This window comes from Rhizobium sp. Leaf311 (genome assembly GCF_001423445.1).
In the GTDB taxonomy this organism is placed as follows: domain Bacteria; phylum Pseudomonadota; class Alphaproteobacteria; order Rhizobiales; family Rhizobiaceae; genus Agrobacterium.
The window spans coordinates 50,218-67,386 of record NZ_LMNZ01000021.1; the positions used below are offsets into that span (position 1 = coordinate 50,218).

The window sequence follows — 17,169 nt, forward strand, 5'->3', positions numbered from 1 at the left end:
CGCTGGGGAGGTGTCGCTGCAACGCTCAGGGAGGAGCAAGAATGAAAAAAGCTATGAAATCACTGATGGCAGCCACGATAGTGGCTGCTCTGGTCCCTTGGGGCGCCACAGCATTCGCAAAGGACAAGATCACTTTCGCAGCAGCCGTCTTTGCCGAGGCCGGACGTGGTGACCGCGTAAAGGCATGGCTTCAGAAATTCAACGAAAGCCAGGATAAGGTCGAAGTCGAAGCAATTGCGATTCCCTTCTCCAGCCTGGCCAACACCGTCTTCACCCAGATGGGTGGCGGTGGAGGCCCGGATCTCGTTCGTTTTGACCAGACCGATTTTTTTGCTGCGGTCCCGTCCGGTCGCCTGCTGCCACTCAACGACCTGATCAACGACAAGGACTATGAATTCCTGGGGCCCGACCGCTTCATGAAGGTGAAGGACGTCCGTTACGGTCTGCTCTTCGATACCACGGGTTATGCCCTGCTTTACAACAAGGATATCCTGCCTGAGCCGCCGAAGGACTTCGATAGCTTCCTGGCTGCCGCCAAGGAAAAGACGAAGGACGGTACCTTCGGCTATGCCTACCGTGCCACGATGGCCGAGCGCGCAGGTTTCTGGCAGGATTTGTGCAATTATGTCTTCGGCTTTGGCGGGCGCTGGAGCGACAAGGATGGCAAGCTGACGCTCAATAGCCCAGAGGTCATCAAGGGTGTGGAAGCCTATAAGAAGGTTTACGATGCAGGCGTAACGCCAAAGGGTGCGGATGCAGCAACCTACCGCCGCATGTTCTGGGAAGGCAAGATTGCCATGAACGTCGACAATGGCGGCGTGGCAGCCATTTTCCACCAGAACGCGCCACAGCTGCCCTTTGCCGCTGCCCCTTCGCCGTTTCCTGACAAGGCCCAGGGTCTCATCATGACGGCGCTTGTCGTCAATGCCAACACCAAGCACAAGGATGCGGCCGGATCATTTATCAAATGGGTCTATTCGCCTGAAAACCAGAAAGCCCTTCAGGCCGCCATGGGAACCGGCGTCGGCACCAAGCTTGATATGTCCGCCGAAGAACAAGCCAAGCAACCCTGGCTTAAAGTCTACGAGGGGCAGATGCAGAACGCGCTTCCGCAACTCGTCATGGGACACGAGAGCAAAACGCCTGAAATTCAGCAGATCGTCCTGGAACAGGTGCTGAAAGTCCTTCTCGAAGATGCAGACCCGAAAGAAGCGATGGACCGCGCGCAAACTCTGGTCGAGCGCCGCGTTCTTCGGTGACACAACAGCGGAGGCTCGACACGGGCCTCCGCATAACCACCCGCTTTCAGTTTGAGGTCAATCATGGAACGCGCCCGACACGTTCGAGCACGGCTAGACGGGCACCCGTGGACGCCATATCTCTTCGCCGCCCCTGTCGGCATCTATCTTCTGCTATTTCAGTTCTATCCGCTGGTACAGCAGCTCTACATGAGCTTTACCGCGACGGACCTGTTGACACCGGATATCAATCCGTTCGTCGGCGTGGAGAACTATGCCTTCCTGATTGAAGACGGTGAACTGTGGAAAGTCTTGTGGGTTACGGCGATCTATACGCTGGCCTGCGTGATCTTCGCTATCGGCGTCGGCCTCGGATCGGCGCTGCTTCTCGATTCTCCGTTTTTCGGGCGCGGTGTCGCCCGCGCGCTTGTCACCATTCCCTGGGCAGCGCCTTCGGTGGCAGTCGCCCTTATCTTCACCTGGATTTTCAATTCCCAATACGGCATCTTCAACCGCATCCTGACTGCTTTCGGCCTCCCATTGGGCAGCGAAAACTGGCTGGATAATCCAGGCCTTGCTTTGCCAGCCATTCTCCTGACCACCGTGTGGCAAATCTTTCCGTTCTCATCGGTCGTCATTCTTGCAGCACTTCAAGGTGTGCCGCAGGAACTGAAAGAGGCGGCCGTCATCGACGGCGCAGACCGCCTGAACATTTTCAAGACGGCAACCCGGCCCACCATCCAGCCGACCGTGCTGATGCTGACACTCTTCGTCACCATCTGGTCTCTGCGACGTTTCGATCTCATCTGGCTGATGACGCAGGGCGGGCCGATTGGAGCGACCAACACCCTCGTCATCGAGCTTTACCGACAGGGCTTTGTCTATCGTGATCTCGGCACCGCGGCCTCCTTCGGCATGATCGGTCTCTCCATCGCTCTTCTGGTGACCGTCATTTATTTCAAGGTCACCCAGATGACCGAGCAGGCACAGGGAAAACGGTGATGAGCACTCGACACAACGGCCAGCACCTTCGCATCCTCTTGGTTCTTCTCATGCTGGGCTTTGCCGCATTTCCGATCTACTGGATGTTCGTGACGTCGATGACACCGTCATCCGAATTGTTTGCGACCTCGCCGCGGCTGCTGCCGGACTGGTCGCAACTCGGCATCTACCTTGAGGTTTTCAATACGATACCGGTCGCAACCTGGCTGAAAAACAGTTTTCTCGTCGCAGCGGGAACAACGGTGCTCAGTATCCTGCTTGCAGTCTTGCCAGCCTATGCCCTGTCTCGCTTCAGGTTTACGGGGCTGGCCCTTCTGGGCTTCGCCCTGTTTGCAACGCAGATGCTGCCGGAAGCGATGCTGGTAGTGCCGCTTTATTCCATCTTTGCGGACCTCAATCTTTTGAACACCGCCTCTGGCCTCATCCTTGCCAATACCGCCTTTGTCGTGCCGGTCATAACGTGGATCATCAAGGGTGCCATTGACGGCATACCGATCGAAATTGAGGAAGCGGCGCGGGTTGATGGATGCTCGCGGCTGGATATCGTGCTCGGCATCGTCATTCCGCTCATCGCCCCCACACTCGCAGCCGCCGCAGTCATTTCCTTTTTCCATGGATGGAATGAATATGTTTTCGCCCAAACGCTGATCAGCAGCGAGAACATGCGGACCGCTTCGGTCGGTCTTGCAAGTTTCGTCGGCGAGCTTTCCACGCCCATCCATTCCGTCATGGCGGTCGGCGTCATCTACACCCTGCCTGCCATCGTCTTTTATCTTTTCGCCCAACGCTACGTGGTCGCCGGAATGACCGCTGGCAGCGTCAAAGGCTGATAGGAACCTGTCATGTCCGCTATCGAGCTCATCAATATTTCCAAGAAATTCGGTGCGAAGGAAGTCATTCGCGATATCGATATCTCCATCGATGAGGGTGACTTCCTCGTTCTGCTTGGTCCCTCCGGCTGTGGAAAATCCACGCTGCTGCGAATGCTGGCAGGGCTGGAAAGCATTTCAGGCGGTCAGATCATGATTGGAGGCAAAAGGGTCGACCAGCTGCCACCGGGTGATCGCGACATCGCCTTCGTTTTCCAGTCCTACGCACTCTACCCGCATCTCTCCGTTCGCAGGAACATGTCCTTTCCCCTTCTGATGCAGGAATTTCGCCTGTGGCACCACCTGCCTTTCATTGGCGGCATTGCAAAACGCCGCATTGAAAACTCTGCTCGCATCGTTGAAAAAGTCGGCAGGATTGCAAAAATCCTTGGCTTGACGGAGATGCTGGACAGGTTTCCCCGAACATTGTCCGGCGGGCAGAGACAGCGCGTTGCGCTTGGTCGCGCCATGGTACGCGAGCCTGAAGTCTTCCTCATGGATGAACCGCTCTCCAACCTCGATGCAAAGCTGCGCACCTCCATGCGCTCGGAAATATCGAGGCTCCATAAGGAGATCGGGGGAACCTTCGTCTACGTGACCCACGATCAGGTGGAAGCAATGACGATGGGCACCAAGATCGCCCTTATGCGAGATGGCATCATCCAGCAGTTCGGCACGGCACGGGAAATCTATACCGATCCGGCAAACACCTATGTCGCGCGCTTCATCGGCACACCACCAATGAACCTCATCGTCGCAAAACACCAGGGAGACATGTTGACGGTGGGATCAACAACCGTTCCCGTCAACCTCCCCGCTTCAGGTACAGAGAGCGATGTCCTTCTTGGCGTAAGGCCCAACGCAATCACACTGACCACCGAGCTCAGCCCGGGTTCACTGCGTGGCGAGGTTGTCATGGTCGAACATGTCGGTGCCGATTCCATCATCGCCGTGCGCCTCACCGATGGCAGGACAGCCCACACTGACGACGGTGACCTCGATGCGGTCATGGTGACAGTTCCCGGCTATTGCGAATTGTCGATGGGACAGCCGGTATCGCTCACCATCGATCCTGATCAACCAATCCTGTTTTCGGCGACGTCTGGACAGCGGATAGCCAAATCTGGCTAACGCCCAGCCGGGCTGCCCGGGGCGGGTAATCCGAGCCGCCCCATGTAAAAGTGGTCAAGCCTTGGAAGGGGGACGACAGAAAAATCGATCCCTCCAAATCTGCATCGCCTTTTCTCTTTGCTCACAACGATGGAAGCCGCGAAGTCCAAGGCTACGTCGCCGGGATCATACGGCTGCGTCCATGCCGAACCGATCACCCGTGACGCTTCCGCTTTGCGTCGCTGACGATCAACCATGGTGATACCAGGCTTCCGTGGGCGCTCCCTCTCATTTCACCGGTCAATTGATCCGTCAGTTCTCTCGACGTCACTCCTGGATTTAAGGTAGAGACGATCGAAAGTGTTCAGAACTTGCTTAAGTGCATTTACTGGGCCATCTCGTTGATCCAAACAGAGCCAATCTGGATGACAACGGATGACTGCCACTTTCGATTTTACCAAGGAGATAGTGTGACCGAGCCGCGGGATACGAAGACGAGAATCATGGACTCCGCCGAGGCGCTGTTTGCCGAAGCCGGCTTTGACGCCGTTCCCATACGCGAGATCATGCGCCGCGCGGATGCCCGGCTTGGTTTGATGAGTTACTATTTCGAGTCGAAGGAGGCTCTGCTCGAAGCCGTCATCGCGCGGCGGATCGATGTCCTGAGCAGTGAGAGAAAAAACCGTCTGCTTGTTTTTGCCGGAACCAGTGAAAGCTCCATCGAAAAGATCGTGGATGCCTTCATCGATCCTTTTCTTGAGATGATGACGACGAAAAACGACGGCTGGCGAAACTATGGCAGGCTGATTGCCCACCTTGCCCAATCAAGCCGATGGATCGAGCTCATCCATAGATATTTCGACGCGACATCAGAACTCTTCATTGCTGAACTCAAGAGAATTTGTCCGGATGTGCCAGACGACAAGGTCGTACGCGGATACGTCTGCACCGTAGGGGCGATGCTGCATATCTTCTCCATCACCGGCCGGATGCGCATGTTATCCGACGGCAAAGTGGATGATGAGGATATCGCCAAAAGTGGCGCGGACCTGAAGACATTCATTTCCAGCGGCTTGAAAGGCACGCTAACTGAGGGCGAAACACGGAGCTAAGCGTCCTGGCATCAGCCCACATGCCCACAGATGCAGAAGAGTGGGATGTTAAGCGCAGAGATGAGGTCGACGAAATCAGGCGACTGGCAAGGAAACCGGCCCGCCACCAGTTAGCGCGATGTTCTAAAAACCGGTCGCGTAGTTGTGTTTCAAGATACAGAGCTGTGAACGTAAGCCGCGACAGGGCCCTGTAAAGCCGACGTCACCTTCGCAATTTGCCTGCCAGTGCCTTCGTTACGCGCGAAAGCTCAGCGCGACCCGTGACGTCAGCAATCCAAAAGGCCGTTTCCGCCAGCTGCTCCAGGTCTATATCGCGGCAAAGGCCAAGGTCCTGCAGCAAATAGACCACCTCTTCCGTCGCGACGTTGCCGGCTGCCCCGGCTGCATAGGGGCAGCCGCCCAAACCGCCGACCGAGCTGTCGAAGACGCGTACTCCGGCATCCAGTGCGGCCTGAATATTGGCAATGCCCATGCCGTATGTATCGTGGAAATGGCCAGCGAGCGCCGATAGGGGAGCTTCTGCCGCGACCGCTTCGAGCATCCGCTTCACCCTGGCTGGCGTGCCCACGCCGATCGTATCACCCAGCGATACTTCACGCGCACCATTTTCCAGCAGCAGACGTGTGACGCGCGCGACAGCGCGGGGATCGATTGCTCCCTCATAGGGGCAGGCAATGGCACAGGAAACGTAGCCGCGCACCGGCAGTCCGGCCAGCCGGGCAGCTTCGAACACCTGACGAAAGCGCGCAAAGGACTCATCGATGGAACAGTTGATGTTGCGATGGGAAAATGTCTCGGAGGCAGAAGCAAATACCGCGACCTCTCGCGCTCCGGCTGCCCTTGCGGCCTCGAAACCCTTGATATTGGGCGTAAGCGCCGAGAGAGTGACATTCTCCAGCTCGGATGCCCTGGCGCAGGCCATCATGACATCTGTACTGTCCGCCATCTGCGGAACCCACTTCGGCGAAACGAAAGCGGTGGCTTCGATATGGTGAAGGCCTGCCTTGGCAAGACGCTTTACCAGCTCGACTTTCACCTCCGTCGCAACAATCGCGGCTTCGTTCTGCAAGCCGTCCCTTGGGCCAACCTCTACGATGACGACCTTGTCTTCGCTTGCTCGCTGCATCACCCTATCCCCGTCCGGCAGGCTGGAAATCGACCAGTTCCGCCCCTGCCAGCACCTGATCGCCAACTGCATAATGGAAGCTGGCAAGCGTTCCATCCGAAGGTGCAGTGATCGTGTGCTCCATCTTCATCGCTTCCATGATGAGCAAAGGATCTCCCGCCTTAACGGATGCGCCGGTCTCCGCAAGAAGTGCTATGACCGAGCCCGGCATCGGCGCACGAAGGCCTCCGCTGCCGGTCTGCGTGCCGCTTTCCCACTGGAGATCAGGCAGTCGGCGCACCACATAGCTCTGCCCGGAATGGAAGACATGACGGTCGTCCGCATCCTTGACGATTGTCGCCTCGCATCGGCGCTCTCCAAGGCGCACGGAAACTATCGCCGCGGCGCCGCTTCTGCGCGCATGACCTTGTGCGAAAACAGATGTGTCCCGCGCAGAAGAAAGCGCTAACGTCCAGCCCTTACCCGAGGAAAAGGCCGTTATCTCGCAAGTCTCACCCCTGCAGGAAAGCTCGATCCGACGTTCTGCCCGACCGTTCAGCCTCCAGCCGTCAATCGCCGTCCAGGGTGATGCGTTCTGCTCTGGCTCATCATGCAGAAGTTCGTCCAAAGCCGCGAGATACCACACCTCGTCAGGGACGGATGAAGCGGCAAACAATCCCTCCTGTTCGCGCTCGATCAGGCCAGTATCGAGGTCGGCCCCGGAAAAGGATGGTGTCTGGACAAGGCGGCTGAGGAAGCCGACATTGGCGGTCAATCCGACGATCTGGATCGAGCCCAGTGCTTCGCCCATGCGTTTCAGCGCCTCTTCTCGATCCGCCCCGTGGACGATCAGTTTGGCAATCATGGGGTCATAATGAGGGGATATGGCATCACCTGCGTCAACCGCGCTGTCGACTCGCACCCGGGCATCCGTTGCGGGCAGCCCCAGATGCCTGATGGTACCGATGGACGGCAGAAACCCCGCGTCCGCATCCTCCGCATAGATACGCGCCTCTATAGCGTGCCCGATCAAAAGCACGTCCTCCTGGCGTAGCGGCAATGGCTCGCCGTAAGCAACGCGCAACTGCCACTCGACGAGGTCAAGCCCGGTCACCATTTCCGTTACGGGATGCTCCACCTGCAGGCGGGTGTTCATTTCCATGAAATAGAAGGACCCGTCCTGGTTCACGATGAACTCGACGGTTCCTGCCCCGACATATCCGACCGCTTTTGCCGCCTTTATAGCAGCAGCGCCCATGGCGGCACGTCGCTCATCCGTCATTCCGGGTGCGGGCGCTTCTTCCAGAACCTTCTGGTGCCGGCGTTGCACCGAGCAATCGCGTTCGTTGAGATGGATGCAGTTGCCGATGGTATCCGCAAAAATCTGGATTTCTATATGGCGCGGCTTGAGGATATATTTCTCGATGAGAACATGATCGTCGCCGAAGGCGTTGCGCGCCTCGCGTTGGCAGGAGCCGAGCGCATCTGCGAAATCCTCCGGGCGGTCGACACGCCGCATTCCCTTGCCGCCACCGCCCGCAGAGGCCTTTATAAGGACTGGGTAGCCGATAAGGTCCGCTTCGCGTTGAAGCAGCGCCGGATCATTATCCGCACCGTGATATCCGGGCACGAGCGGCACGCCCGCTTTGCCCATCAACTCCTTGGCGGCCGACTTGGAGCCCATGGCACGAATGGCGGCCGCAGGTGGACCGATAAACACAATGCCGCTCGCAGCGCAGGCTTCGGCAAAGTCGTCATTTTCAGACAGGAAGCCGTATCCGGGGTGAATGGCCTCGGCGCCGGTGCGTCGCGCCGCAGCGAGAATTTTCTCGGCCACAAGATAGGATTCGCGGGCAGCTCCAGGTCCAATGAGGATTGCTTCGTCCGCAAGCCGCACGTGCCGCGCGCCCGCATCCGCTTCGGAATACACAGCCACCGTCGCAATGCCCATGCTCCGCGCGGTGCGAATGATTCGGCAGGCAATTTCCCCGCGATTGGCGATCAGGATCTTCTTGAACATGACTTTAACCTGATCCTTTCGGCCGCTCTGCGATCCAGCCGGGATCGCGCTTTTCGAGGAAGGCAGAAAGACCTTCCCGTGCCTCCTGGCTCGCCCGGCGCGCTGCGATCAGTTCCGCCATTTCCGACACCAGCGCGCCGTCAATGGTGCGTCCTGAAATCCGCCCGACCAGCGACTTCGCTTCCTGAACAGCCTGTGGGGCGCCTCTCAGCAGAGCGGCCACAATCCCCTCGACAACGTCATCGAGACTGTCCCTGTCGCTGACCTCATGGACGAGGCCCAACGCATGTGCGCGTGTTGCGTCCATACGCTCCCCGGTCAGAAAATAGCGGCGGCAGTGGCGTTCACCGATCGCGGCGGCAATCAGGGGGCTTATAACGGCTGGGATCAATGCAAGCCTGACCTCGGATGTCGCAAATACCGCATTGGGAGCAGCAACTGCGATGTCGCAGGCTGCCACCAGCCCCATACCGCCGCCAATGGCTGCACCCTGAACACGAGCAATCAGCGGTTTGGGGCATTCACGCAATGCCAGGAACATGCGCCCCATGGCCGCCGCATCGGCAGCATTGTCTTCAACGGAAGCAGCGCCTTGCCGTTTCATCCAAGCAAGATCCGCTCCCGCCGAGAAGTTCGCCCCCCGTCCGGCAAGGACCAGGACACGCACATGCGCGTCTTTGGAAAGCATCTCTATGACATCAGTCATTTCCCGAACGAGGTTTTCATCAAAGGCATTGTGCTGTCCGGGCCGGTTCATCCAGACCGTCGCGACCTTATCATTTATCTCGAGTTGAAGCGTTTTATAGGTCATGGGAACCTCACATGCGGAAAAGGCCGAAGCGCGTTTCGCCAATCGGCGCGTTCAGCGCGGTCGAAAGCGAAAGGCCAAGAACGCGACGGGTCTGGGCGGGGTCAATAATGCCATCGTCCCACATCCGCGCGGTCGAATAATAGGGATGGCCCTGCCGTTCATATTGGTCACGGATATTGTTTCTAAACGCATCTTCTTCTTCCGCAGGCCATGTCTCTCCCTTGGCGGCGGCGCCGTCACGACGAAGCGTTGCAAGAACGGATGCGGCCTGCTCCCCACCCATGACGCTGATGCGCGCATTGGGCCACATCCAGAGAAAACGCGGACTATAGGCACGTCCACACATGCCATAGTTTCCGGCGCCAAAACTTCCGCCAATGACGAGCGTGAGCTTGGGAACCGCCGCTGTGGCGACAGCTGTCACAAGTTTGGCCCCGTGCTTGGCGATGCCCTCGTTCTCATAGGCGCGACCGACCATGAAGCCGGTAATATTCTGCAGAAACAGCAGGGGAATGCGGCGCTGCACGCAAAGCTCTATGAAATGCGCGCCCTTCAGAGCCGCTTCACCGAATAGAATGCCATTATTGGCGATGATGCCGACCTGCATCCCATAGAGCCGGGCAAATCCCGTCACCAGCGTGGTGCCATATCGCGCCTTGAATTCATCGAAGCAGGAGCCGTCGACCAGACGGGCAATGACCTCGCGCACGTCATATGGTTTGCGTGTATCCGAGGGAATGATGCCGTAGAGGTCTTCGGCGGGATAGATCGGCTCCTCAAATGGTGCGGCGGCACTGTTCTGCTCTGGCAATGTCGAAACGATGCGTCTGGCAATGTGGAGAGCGTGCGCATCGTTTTCAGCAAGATGGTCGGCAACACCGGAGATGCGGGTGTGCACGTCTCCACCGCCAAGATCCTCAGCCGTGACGACTTCACCCGTCGCCGCCTTTACCAGAGGCGGCCCTCCCAGGAAGATGGTGCCCTGCTCACGAACGATGACCGTCTCATCGCTCATGGCGGGAACATAGGCCCCACCCGCCGTGCAGGAGCCCATGACAACGGCGATCTGGGCGATCCCTGCCGCCGACATCTGTGCCTGATTATAGAAGATACGGCCGAAATGATTTTCGTCCGGGAAGAATTCGTCCTGCAGAGGCAGGTAACCACCACCTGAATCCACGAGATAAAGGCAGGGAAGTCGATTTTCTGCGGCAATTTTCTGGGCACGCAGATGCTTCTTGACTGTCATAGGGTAATAGGTGCCGCCCTTGACGGTCGCGTCGTTGGCGATGATCATGCATCGGCGGCCTTCGACATTGCCTATGCCTGCCACGATGCCGGCAGACGGGGCTTCACCGTCATACAGTCCGTGCGCTGCGAGCTGACCGATTTCAAGAAATGGCGATCCCGCATCCAGCAGGCGATCAACGCGTTCGCGCGGCAGCATCTTCCCGCGGCTTGTGTGGCGTTTGCGCGCGACGTCACCGCCACCCAAGGCCGCCTGCGACGTTTTATCAACGAGATCGGCAACCGCATCGGCCATCGCCTGCGCATTGGCGCGAAATTCTGCCGAAGCGGAGTTGATGCTTGTTGACAAAGGGTTCACGTCCGGCCTCCTCTACTGCAGGCGTTCCCCCGCGCCGGCAATTATTGACTTTCGCGTAATCTAACGTTTCAAGATACTCAAATCCCGTCAAAGAATTGATGGATAGTGCCAAGGGGGTAAGGGTTGATGACCCATGCAAGAACGCCGTCCGGCTTTGCCTCGGCCATTGTTTCCGCCTATCACATGCGGGGCATGAACCCGCAGGAAGCACTTGACGCAGCCGTTCTGACGCCTGGTGAACTTCATCCGGACAGCAGGATTACGGCGGACCAGCTTGAGCGCCTCTCAAACCACGCCATGCGGGAGCTGGACGACGAGGCGCTTGGCTGGTTTTCCAGACGGCTGCCCTGGGGAAGTTACGGCATGTTGTGCCGCGCCTCCCTGCCCTCCGCCACTCTCGGCATAGCCATCGCGCGCTGGTGCCGCCATCACAACCTCATAGCGCAGGATGTTGAACTCAGCCTCAAAGCCGACAGACATCTGGCTGAGGTTCGGATCGAAGAGAAGCGCGACCTTGGCATTCTGAGAGAGTTTTGCCTGGTAAGCCTGCTGCGCAATCTGCAAGGTGTGGCCTCCTGGCTCGGCGACACGCGCATACCCCTGATCGATGTCGAGTTTCCCTTTGCGGCACCGGCCCATGCTGAAAGCTACCGCTATCTGTTCGATGGACCTGCCTCGTTCGGAGCAGAACTCACGACTCTTCGTTTCGACGCGGCCTATCTGGCTCTGCCAGTCCTTCGCGACGATGCCGCCTTGAGGCAGATGCTGCGCCGCCCGCTGCCGTTGATGGTGCGCCAGTATCGCCGTGACCGTCTCCTGTCTCGTGAAATCCTGCGCTTGCTGGGCGATATGCCTGCGGCGAGTGCCGATGAACTGGCCGAGAAGCTGAACCTGTCGACCCGCAGCCTGCACCGGCACATCAAGCAGGAAGGGACCTCGTTTCAGGCTCTGAAGGATCTTTCGCGCCGCCGTCTGGCGGAACGACTGCTCGCCTCGACACCATGGCCGATCAAGCGAATCGCGCGCGAATGCGGTTTCGACGCCGAGGCAAGTTTTGTGCGGGCGTTCAAATCCTGGAGCGGCCAAACCCCACGCGCTTATGCTGTCAACGCCCGTCAGGGCAGGTCGGTGCACGCCAAGGCTTGAAAGCTGCATGGTATCGCAATGCCTCCCTGCAGTTGTCTCAATGCGTCAATTCTTTGGCAGGATTTGATGCCTGTTCGCCTATAGCTTTCCCGAAGATCAAGACGCAACCCGGTGGGACGGGGCGCTGATGGGAGGGGACCTGGATGATCGAATTCAATGCCGCGGTGGTGCGCCAATGCTGCAATCCCGTGTGAGCGACCTGGCCCATAGGGCCGCCCTGAAATTCGGTGAAAAGACCGCATTGACCTTGCCAGGTCTGCGCTCCCTGAGCTTTCGGGAGATCGATGATCTGGCTGGACGCATGGCTGGCGCATTTGCGGCACGCGGCCTGAAGGCGGGCGACCGGATCGTCCTGCATCTGCCCAACGGCTGGCAATGGGTGGTTGCCTATCACGCAATAGCCAGGCTGGGTGGGGTCGTCGTGCCTGCAAATTTCCTCCTCAGCGCCGAAGAGGTCTCCTATATCGTAGAGGACTCCGAAGCGACTGCCCTGATCGTTCCGGCGGAACGTCGTGCCTCTTTCAAGACGAGAGCCCAGGTTTACACGCTTGGCGAGGCGCCGGAGGCCGAAGAACTGACCCGCCTTCTCGACGGTGACTACATGTTACCCGTAGAGCGCAATCCGGAAGACCTCTTTACCATCGGATATACGTCCGGAACGACCGGTCGGCCCAAGGGCGCAACCATGAGCCATGAAGGCCTTTTCGCTAGCCTTTCGGGAACCGCCACGATCCATGTCCGCCATGAAGGCGATGCGGTGTTGACGTCCCTGCCTTTCCCGCATGTTTACGGAAACATCGTCATGAATGCGACGTTTCTGGTCGGTTCGCGGCTGATTACAACGCCGCGCTTCGATGCAGCTGAGGCGTTGCGCCTCATCGGCGAGGAAAAGGCGACCCTTTTCGAGGGGGTGCCGACCATGTTCTACCAGATGTTGGCCCACCCCAGTATCGGCGATGCCGACTTGAGCAGTCTGACACGGTGCACCGTCGGCGGCCAGACCATGCCGACCGCCAAGATAAATGCCGTCACAAGCCGCTTTGGATGCCCGCTTCTGGAACTATGGGGCATGACAGAAGTTGCAGGGCCTGCCGTTACCCATTCGCCATACTGGAGCCCGAGACCCGGTTCCATCGGCTTGCCGATGCCCGGCTTTGAGACACGTATTGCGGATCTGGAGGATTCGTCGCGCGACTCAGCACCGGGTGCAGCAGGTGAACTCATGGTGCGCGGTACTATGGTCACCAAGGGCTACTGGCGCAACGAAGTTGCCACAAAAGAAACCATCAATGCGCAGGGCTGGCTTGCGACCGGCGATATTGCACGTGCTGACAAGGACGGTTTCATCTTCATCGTCGACCGCAAGAAAGACATGATCATTACCGCTGGCTACAACGTCTATCCTGCTGAGCTTGAGCAGGTCATTGCCATGCACCCGTCTGTCGCAATGGTCGCCGTTGCCGGCACCGCCGACGAGGAGAAGGGCGAAATCGCCCAGGCTTTCGTCGTGCCCCACCGCAATGCGGTCTTGAGTGAAGAAGACCTGATCGCCCACTGCCGCAAGCATCTGGCATCCTACAAGATTCCGCGAAAGGTCATTTTCGTTGAGGATCTTCCTAAAAACAGCACCGGAAAAATTCTACGCCGTTCGCTTCGAGAAGCTCAGGCAAGCGTCTGACGGCGCTTTGCCTTCATCACTATGTGCGCGTCCATGCGCGGGGAATGGGAGGTTCCATCATGTCCGTGAATTTCAATGCAGACTATACGATGACCATCGACGGCAAGGCAGTCACGGCCGCGTCGACATTCGAGGTATTCAATCCCGCAACGGAGGAGGTGATCGCAACGGCACCTGACGCCAGCCGCGAACAGTTGGAAGCAGCCGTTTCCGCAGCCAAAGCTGCCTTCCCCGCGTGGTCGAAACGCCCCTTGGCCGAACGGCAGGCCTTTGTTGCACGTCTTGGCGATGCCATCGAAGCCCATGCGGCCGATTTCATGCGGCTTTTGACGCGGGAACAGGGAAAAGCGTTCAAAGGTGCTGAATGGGAGGTCGGCGGATCTTCCATCTGGTGCCGGGAAATTGCCAAGCAGGAGCTGCCCCTACACGTCGTCGAGAAAACCAATGACCGGACAGTGGAAACAAGGCGCGTTCCGCTCGGCGTCGTCGGTGGCATCACCCCATGGAATTTCCCGATCCTCCTTGCCGTGTGGAAGATTGCACCTGCGCTGGTTGCCGGCAACACCATGGTCCTCAAACCATCGCCTTACACCCCTTTGTGCACACTGAAACTGGGTGAGATTGTCCGCGACATTCTCCCTCCGGGCGTGCTCAACATCGTATCGGGCGGCAACGAGCTCGGCTCCTGGTTGACCCAGCATAGGGACATCAGCAAGATCAGTTTCACCGGTTCCACAGCCACTGGACGCAAGATCATGGAAGCGTGTTCCGGAAACCTCAAGCGTATCACGCTGGAGCTCGGCGGCAATGACCCGGCCATCGTTCTGCCTGACGTAGACATCGAGAAAACAGCTGAAAAACTATTCTGGGCCGCCTTCCAGAACAGCGCCCAATTCTGCGTGGCTGCCAAGCGGCTCTATATCCATGAGGATATCTACGATGAACTGGCAGCGGCGCTGGTGGCCTATGCCAGAACCGTGAAAGTGGGCGATGGCGCCGACCAGGGCACGGATCTTGGCCCGATCCAGAATCGGATGCAGTTTGAAAAACTCAAAAACCTTCTGGCAGACGCAAAAGACAAGGGACTGCGTTTCCTGCTGGGCGGCGATATCGGGCAAGGCAAAGGCTTCTTTGTCCCCGTGACGATCATCGACAATCCACCAGAAGACAGCCGAGTGGTGGTCGAAGAAGCCTTCGGTCCCGTCCTGCCTCTTCTCAAGTTCAAGGATCTCGACGACGTCATCGACCGCGCCAACAACACAGAATACGGCCTGGCGGCCTCCGTCTGGGGCAAGGACGTGGTCAAGGCACGCAGCATTGCCGAGCGGATAGAGGCAGGCACCGTCTGGGTAAACGAAATCCACAGTTTCTCACCCCACGTCGCCTTTGGCGGCCACAAACAATCGGGTATCGGGATAGAAAACGCGCTCGACGGCTTGAGTGAATATACCAATTCGCAAACACTGGTCATCAACGCAGCCGCGTAAAGGTTGAGGCCTCTGGAGCGGCGCATGAATGTGCCGCTTCCAAACGTTTTCCTCCTTGGGTGGGGACGCTTGTCCGTGGACGTGCATTTCCAAGGTGACCTGTTTGTCATGCGACGGAGAAAAAAGTAGTTTTCACATTGCCCAACCTGACAGCCGTTTGGTAGCAAAAGCCTGATGCCAATGACCGCCATCACGCGGCTAGACGGCTAAGACAATCCAGTGGACGCAGGCTAGCAGGCAGGTGTCTATCATGGCGACGATCTGTGAAACATAACCCGCTTATGGATAAGGGGCCTCGCTTCGCTTTGCCTGCGTCCTCAATTGTATTCTCACTCTTAATCTGCGTCGCCACAGGCGGCTGTAATTAGCAGGAAATCAAGCGCAATATAGAGATTGCTGCGAACACATGTTTCATTGACGCCTCTGTAAAGTCTAGCGAAACGCTACAACAACAAATATGAACAGTTCCAAGATGATCAGAGGCCCAAATGAAAAAACTGATACGATCGCTGAAAGCCCGAGCAAGAAAACTGGTGAACGCAAAAACCGTCAAAATTGACGGAATAAGGCTTATTTCCGATGAAAGGCGAGTGCCTGCTTACCTCCGCCGCTTGATGTTTAAAGACGTTTACGAGGACACGGAGAGGAACCTGTTGCTCAAAACGGTGACGCCTCATTCGGTCGTGGTAGAGTTAGGCACGGGAATGGGGTTTATATCCATGCTTGCGGCTAAAATATGTGGTGAAAAGCGCGTGTTCACTTATGAGGCGAACCCCCTAGTTGAGCCGATAATCAGAGAAAACTACGCGCTAAACGACATACATCCTCATCTGACCATGAAGGCCGTGACCAAAGATGGTCGGGACTTGGAATTCCATGCAGCAGAAAATATCATCTCGTCCAGTGCGTTTGAGCGCGATACACCGAGCAAGCGTTTCAATGTAAGCAGCATTGCTTTCAACACTGTTTTGGAACTCAGGTCGCCTGACATACTCATTATCGATGTCGAAGGAGCCGAGCATGAACTGCTTGTCGGTGCGAATATGCACACTGTTCGTGATATCATTGTTGAGCTTCATCCGCACATCATCGGTGAGGACAAAGTCGAACAGGTGTCTGCCTTCCTGATCGCTCAAGGATTTTCGAAAAATGCTGTTGACCGCAAGACCGCGCACTTCTCAAGATCGCTGTAACGCGATTGTTAAGGGTTAAATCGAAAGCCCTAACACGTCCGTCAACATCGCTACTTCCGGCGCGGACAATACTGTAGCGCGGCAAGCACCTCCCGGGAAAGCAGCGCTAATGAGGTCGCGGGCCCGTATCCCAGAGCGCATCATATGGATCCAGGTACTGAACTGCCGTGTGGATTTTTCTGAGTTGCCCCCGTGCCGCTCGTGACCGCATCCATGCTTGAGGCTTAATCTGTCATACCGCGGATGGAGTTTAACAATTTGCAAGTCGGCTCAAGTGCTGGAAGTCAACAACTTTGTGAAAGACCCATTCCCGTGAGGGCTCATCCAGGCCGACAGACACTTTGATAGCATCTGAAAAACCGCTGGAATGTTGTTGTTTAGGGTCAGCATGACGGAGAATACATCGCCAAAAATGCTGTCGCTGGTGTCGGACACCTCAGCCCTGAAAATGTCCCACGCGATCAGGGGTCGGTTAGAGGCGGGACAAAAAAACGTTAAAAGCACAACGATTTCAATGGATTTCAAGCTGTAGTGGTGCCCCTTGCCGGAATCGAACCAGCACTCCTCTCGGAACCTGATTTTGAGTCAGGCGCGTCTACCAATTCCGCCAAAGGGGCACTTTGGATGCTTACATCTTGGTATGTCGCGGACTATACGAACAAGCCATGGGAGGTCAACTTATTTTTGCAAAATTAGTGCGCTTAGGAGACACCACGTACAGCGCTTGAATTGTTGACGAAGGTGCGAATTGCAAGCGTCGCTGGACTGGATTAGAGGCTATGGAGCGTTTTC

Annotated in this window: 13 protein-coding genes and 1 tRNA gene; 9 read left to right on the forward strand and 5 right to left on the reverse strand. The window is 57.3% G+C overall.

The features are described 5' to 3' along the window. Positions 1-41: 41 nt before the first annotated feature. The 5 genes from ASF69_RS19660 (at position 42) to ASF69_RS19680 (ending at position 5,331) form a co-directional block, all read left to right on the forward strand. A complete protein-coding gene (locus ASF69_RS19660) occupies positions 42-1,259 on the forward strand; it encodes a sugar ABC transporter substrate-binding protein (protein WP_082469794.1) in 1,218 nt (405 codons plus the stop codon). A gap of 63 nt (positions 1,260-1,322) precedes the next feature. Further along, positions 1,323-2,240, forward strand: coding sequence for a sugar ABC transporter permease (locus ASF69_RS19665; protein ID WP_062589969.1), 918 nt, complete (start codon positions 1,323-1,325; stop codon positions 2,238-2,240). Beyond that, positions 2,240-3,070, forward strand: coding sequence for a carbohydrate ABC transporter permease (locus tag ASF69_RS19670; protein WP_062589970.1), 831 nt, complete (start codon positions 2,240-2,242; stop codon positions 3,068-3,070). The genes ASF69_RS19665 and ASF69_RS19670 overlap by 1 nt, the downstream gene beginning before the upstream one ends. A gap of 12 nt (positions 3,071-3,082) precedes the next feature. Beyond that, on the forward strand, positions 3,083-4,240 hold the full coding sequence (locus tag ASF69_RS19675; RefSeq protein WP_062589971.1) for an ABC transporter ATP-binding protein: 1,158 nt from the start codon (positions 3,083-3,085) through the stop codon (positions 4,238-4,240). A gap of 449 nt (positions 4,241-4,689) precedes the next feature. Beyond that, positions 4,690-5,331: a TetR/AcrR family transcriptional regulator gene (locus ASF69_RS19680; protein WP_162238099.1), complete on the forward strand. Its 642-nt coding sequence runs from the start codon at positions 4,690-4,692 to the stop codon at positions 5,329-5,331. 202 nt (positions 5,332-5,533) lie between these two features. Here ASF69_RS19680 and ASF69_RS19685 read toward each other — a convergent pair whose 3' ends face one another. From ASF69_RS19685 to ASF69_RS19700, 4 genes are read right to left on the reverse strand one after another with little or no spacing between them, the layout of a single operon-like run. Continuing rightward, the gene (locus tag ASF69_RS19685; RefSeq protein ID WP_062589973.1) at positions 5,534-6,457 is read right to left on the reverse strand and encodes a hydroxymethylglutaryl-CoA lyase; all 924 of its coding nucleotides are present in this window, start codon (positions 6,455-6,457) and stop codon (positions 5,534-5,536) included. 4 nt (positions 6,458-6,461) lie between these two features. Next, positions 6,462-8,456 carry an acetyl/propionyl/methylcrotonyl-CoA carboxylase subunit alpha gene (locus ASF69_RS19690; RefSeq protein WP_062589974.1) on the reverse strand — a complete coding sequence of 665 codons (1,995 nt, stop codon included), beginning with the start codon at positions 8,454-8,456 and terminating at the stop codon, positions 6,462-6,464. Between the two features lie 4 nt (positions 8,457-8,460). Next, positions 8,461-9,267 carry an enoyl-CoA hydratase-related protein gene (locus tag ASF69_RS19695; protein ID WP_062589975.1) on the reverse strand — a complete coding sequence of 269 codons (807 nt, stop codon included), beginning with the start codon at positions 9,265-9,267 and terminating at the stop codon, positions 8,461-8,463. A 7-nt stretch (positions 9,268-9,274) separates the two neighbouring features. Next, on the reverse strand, positions 9,275-10,873 hold the full coding sequence (locus ASF69_RS19700) for a carboxyl transferase domain-containing protein (RefSeq protein ID WP_062589976.1): 1,599 nt from the start codon (positions 10,871-10,873) through the stop codon (positions 9,275-9,277). 126 nt (positions 10,874-10,999) lie between these two features. Between ASF69_RS19700 and ASF69_RS19705 the strand changes: the two genes are divergently transcribed. The 4 genes from ASF69_RS19705 to ASF69_RS19720 all read left to right on the forward strand — a co-directional run bounded on the left by ASF69_RS19705 (position 11,000) and on the right by ASF69_RS19720 (position 16,377). Beyond that, a complete protein-coding gene (locus ASF69_RS19705; RefSeq protein ID WP_062589977.1) occupies positions 11,000-12,019 on the forward strand; it encodes an AraC family transcriptional regulator in 1,020 nt (339 codons plus the stop codon). A gap of 175 nt (positions 12,020-12,194) precedes the next feature. Next, a complete protein-coding gene (locus ASF69_RS19710) occupies positions 12,195-13,697 on the forward strand; it encodes an AMP-binding protein (RefSeq protein WP_062590185.1) in 1,503 nt (500 codons plus the stop codon). Positions 13,698-13,756: 59 nt separating this feature from the next. Continuing rightward, on the forward strand, positions 13,757-15,184 hold the full coding sequence (locus ASF69_RS19715) for an aldehyde dehydrogenase family protein (protein ID WP_062589978.1): 1,428 nt from the start codon (positions 13,757-13,759) through the stop codon (positions 15,182-15,184). 488 nt (positions 15,185-15,672) lie between these two features. Then, positions 15,673-16,377, forward strand: a complete 705-nt coding sequence (locus tag ASF69_RS19720; protein ID WP_062589979.1) for an FkbM family methyltransferase — start codon at positions 15,673-15,675, stop codon at positions 16,375-16,377. A gap of 532 nt (positions 16,378-16,909) precedes the next feature. On the opposite strand, the gene ASF69_RS19725 is transcribed toward ASF69_RS19720, so the two are convergent. After that, positions 16,910-16,994, reverse strand: a tRNA-Leu gene (locus tag ASF69_RS19725). Between the last annotated feature and the right edge of the window lie 175 nt (positions 16,995-17,169).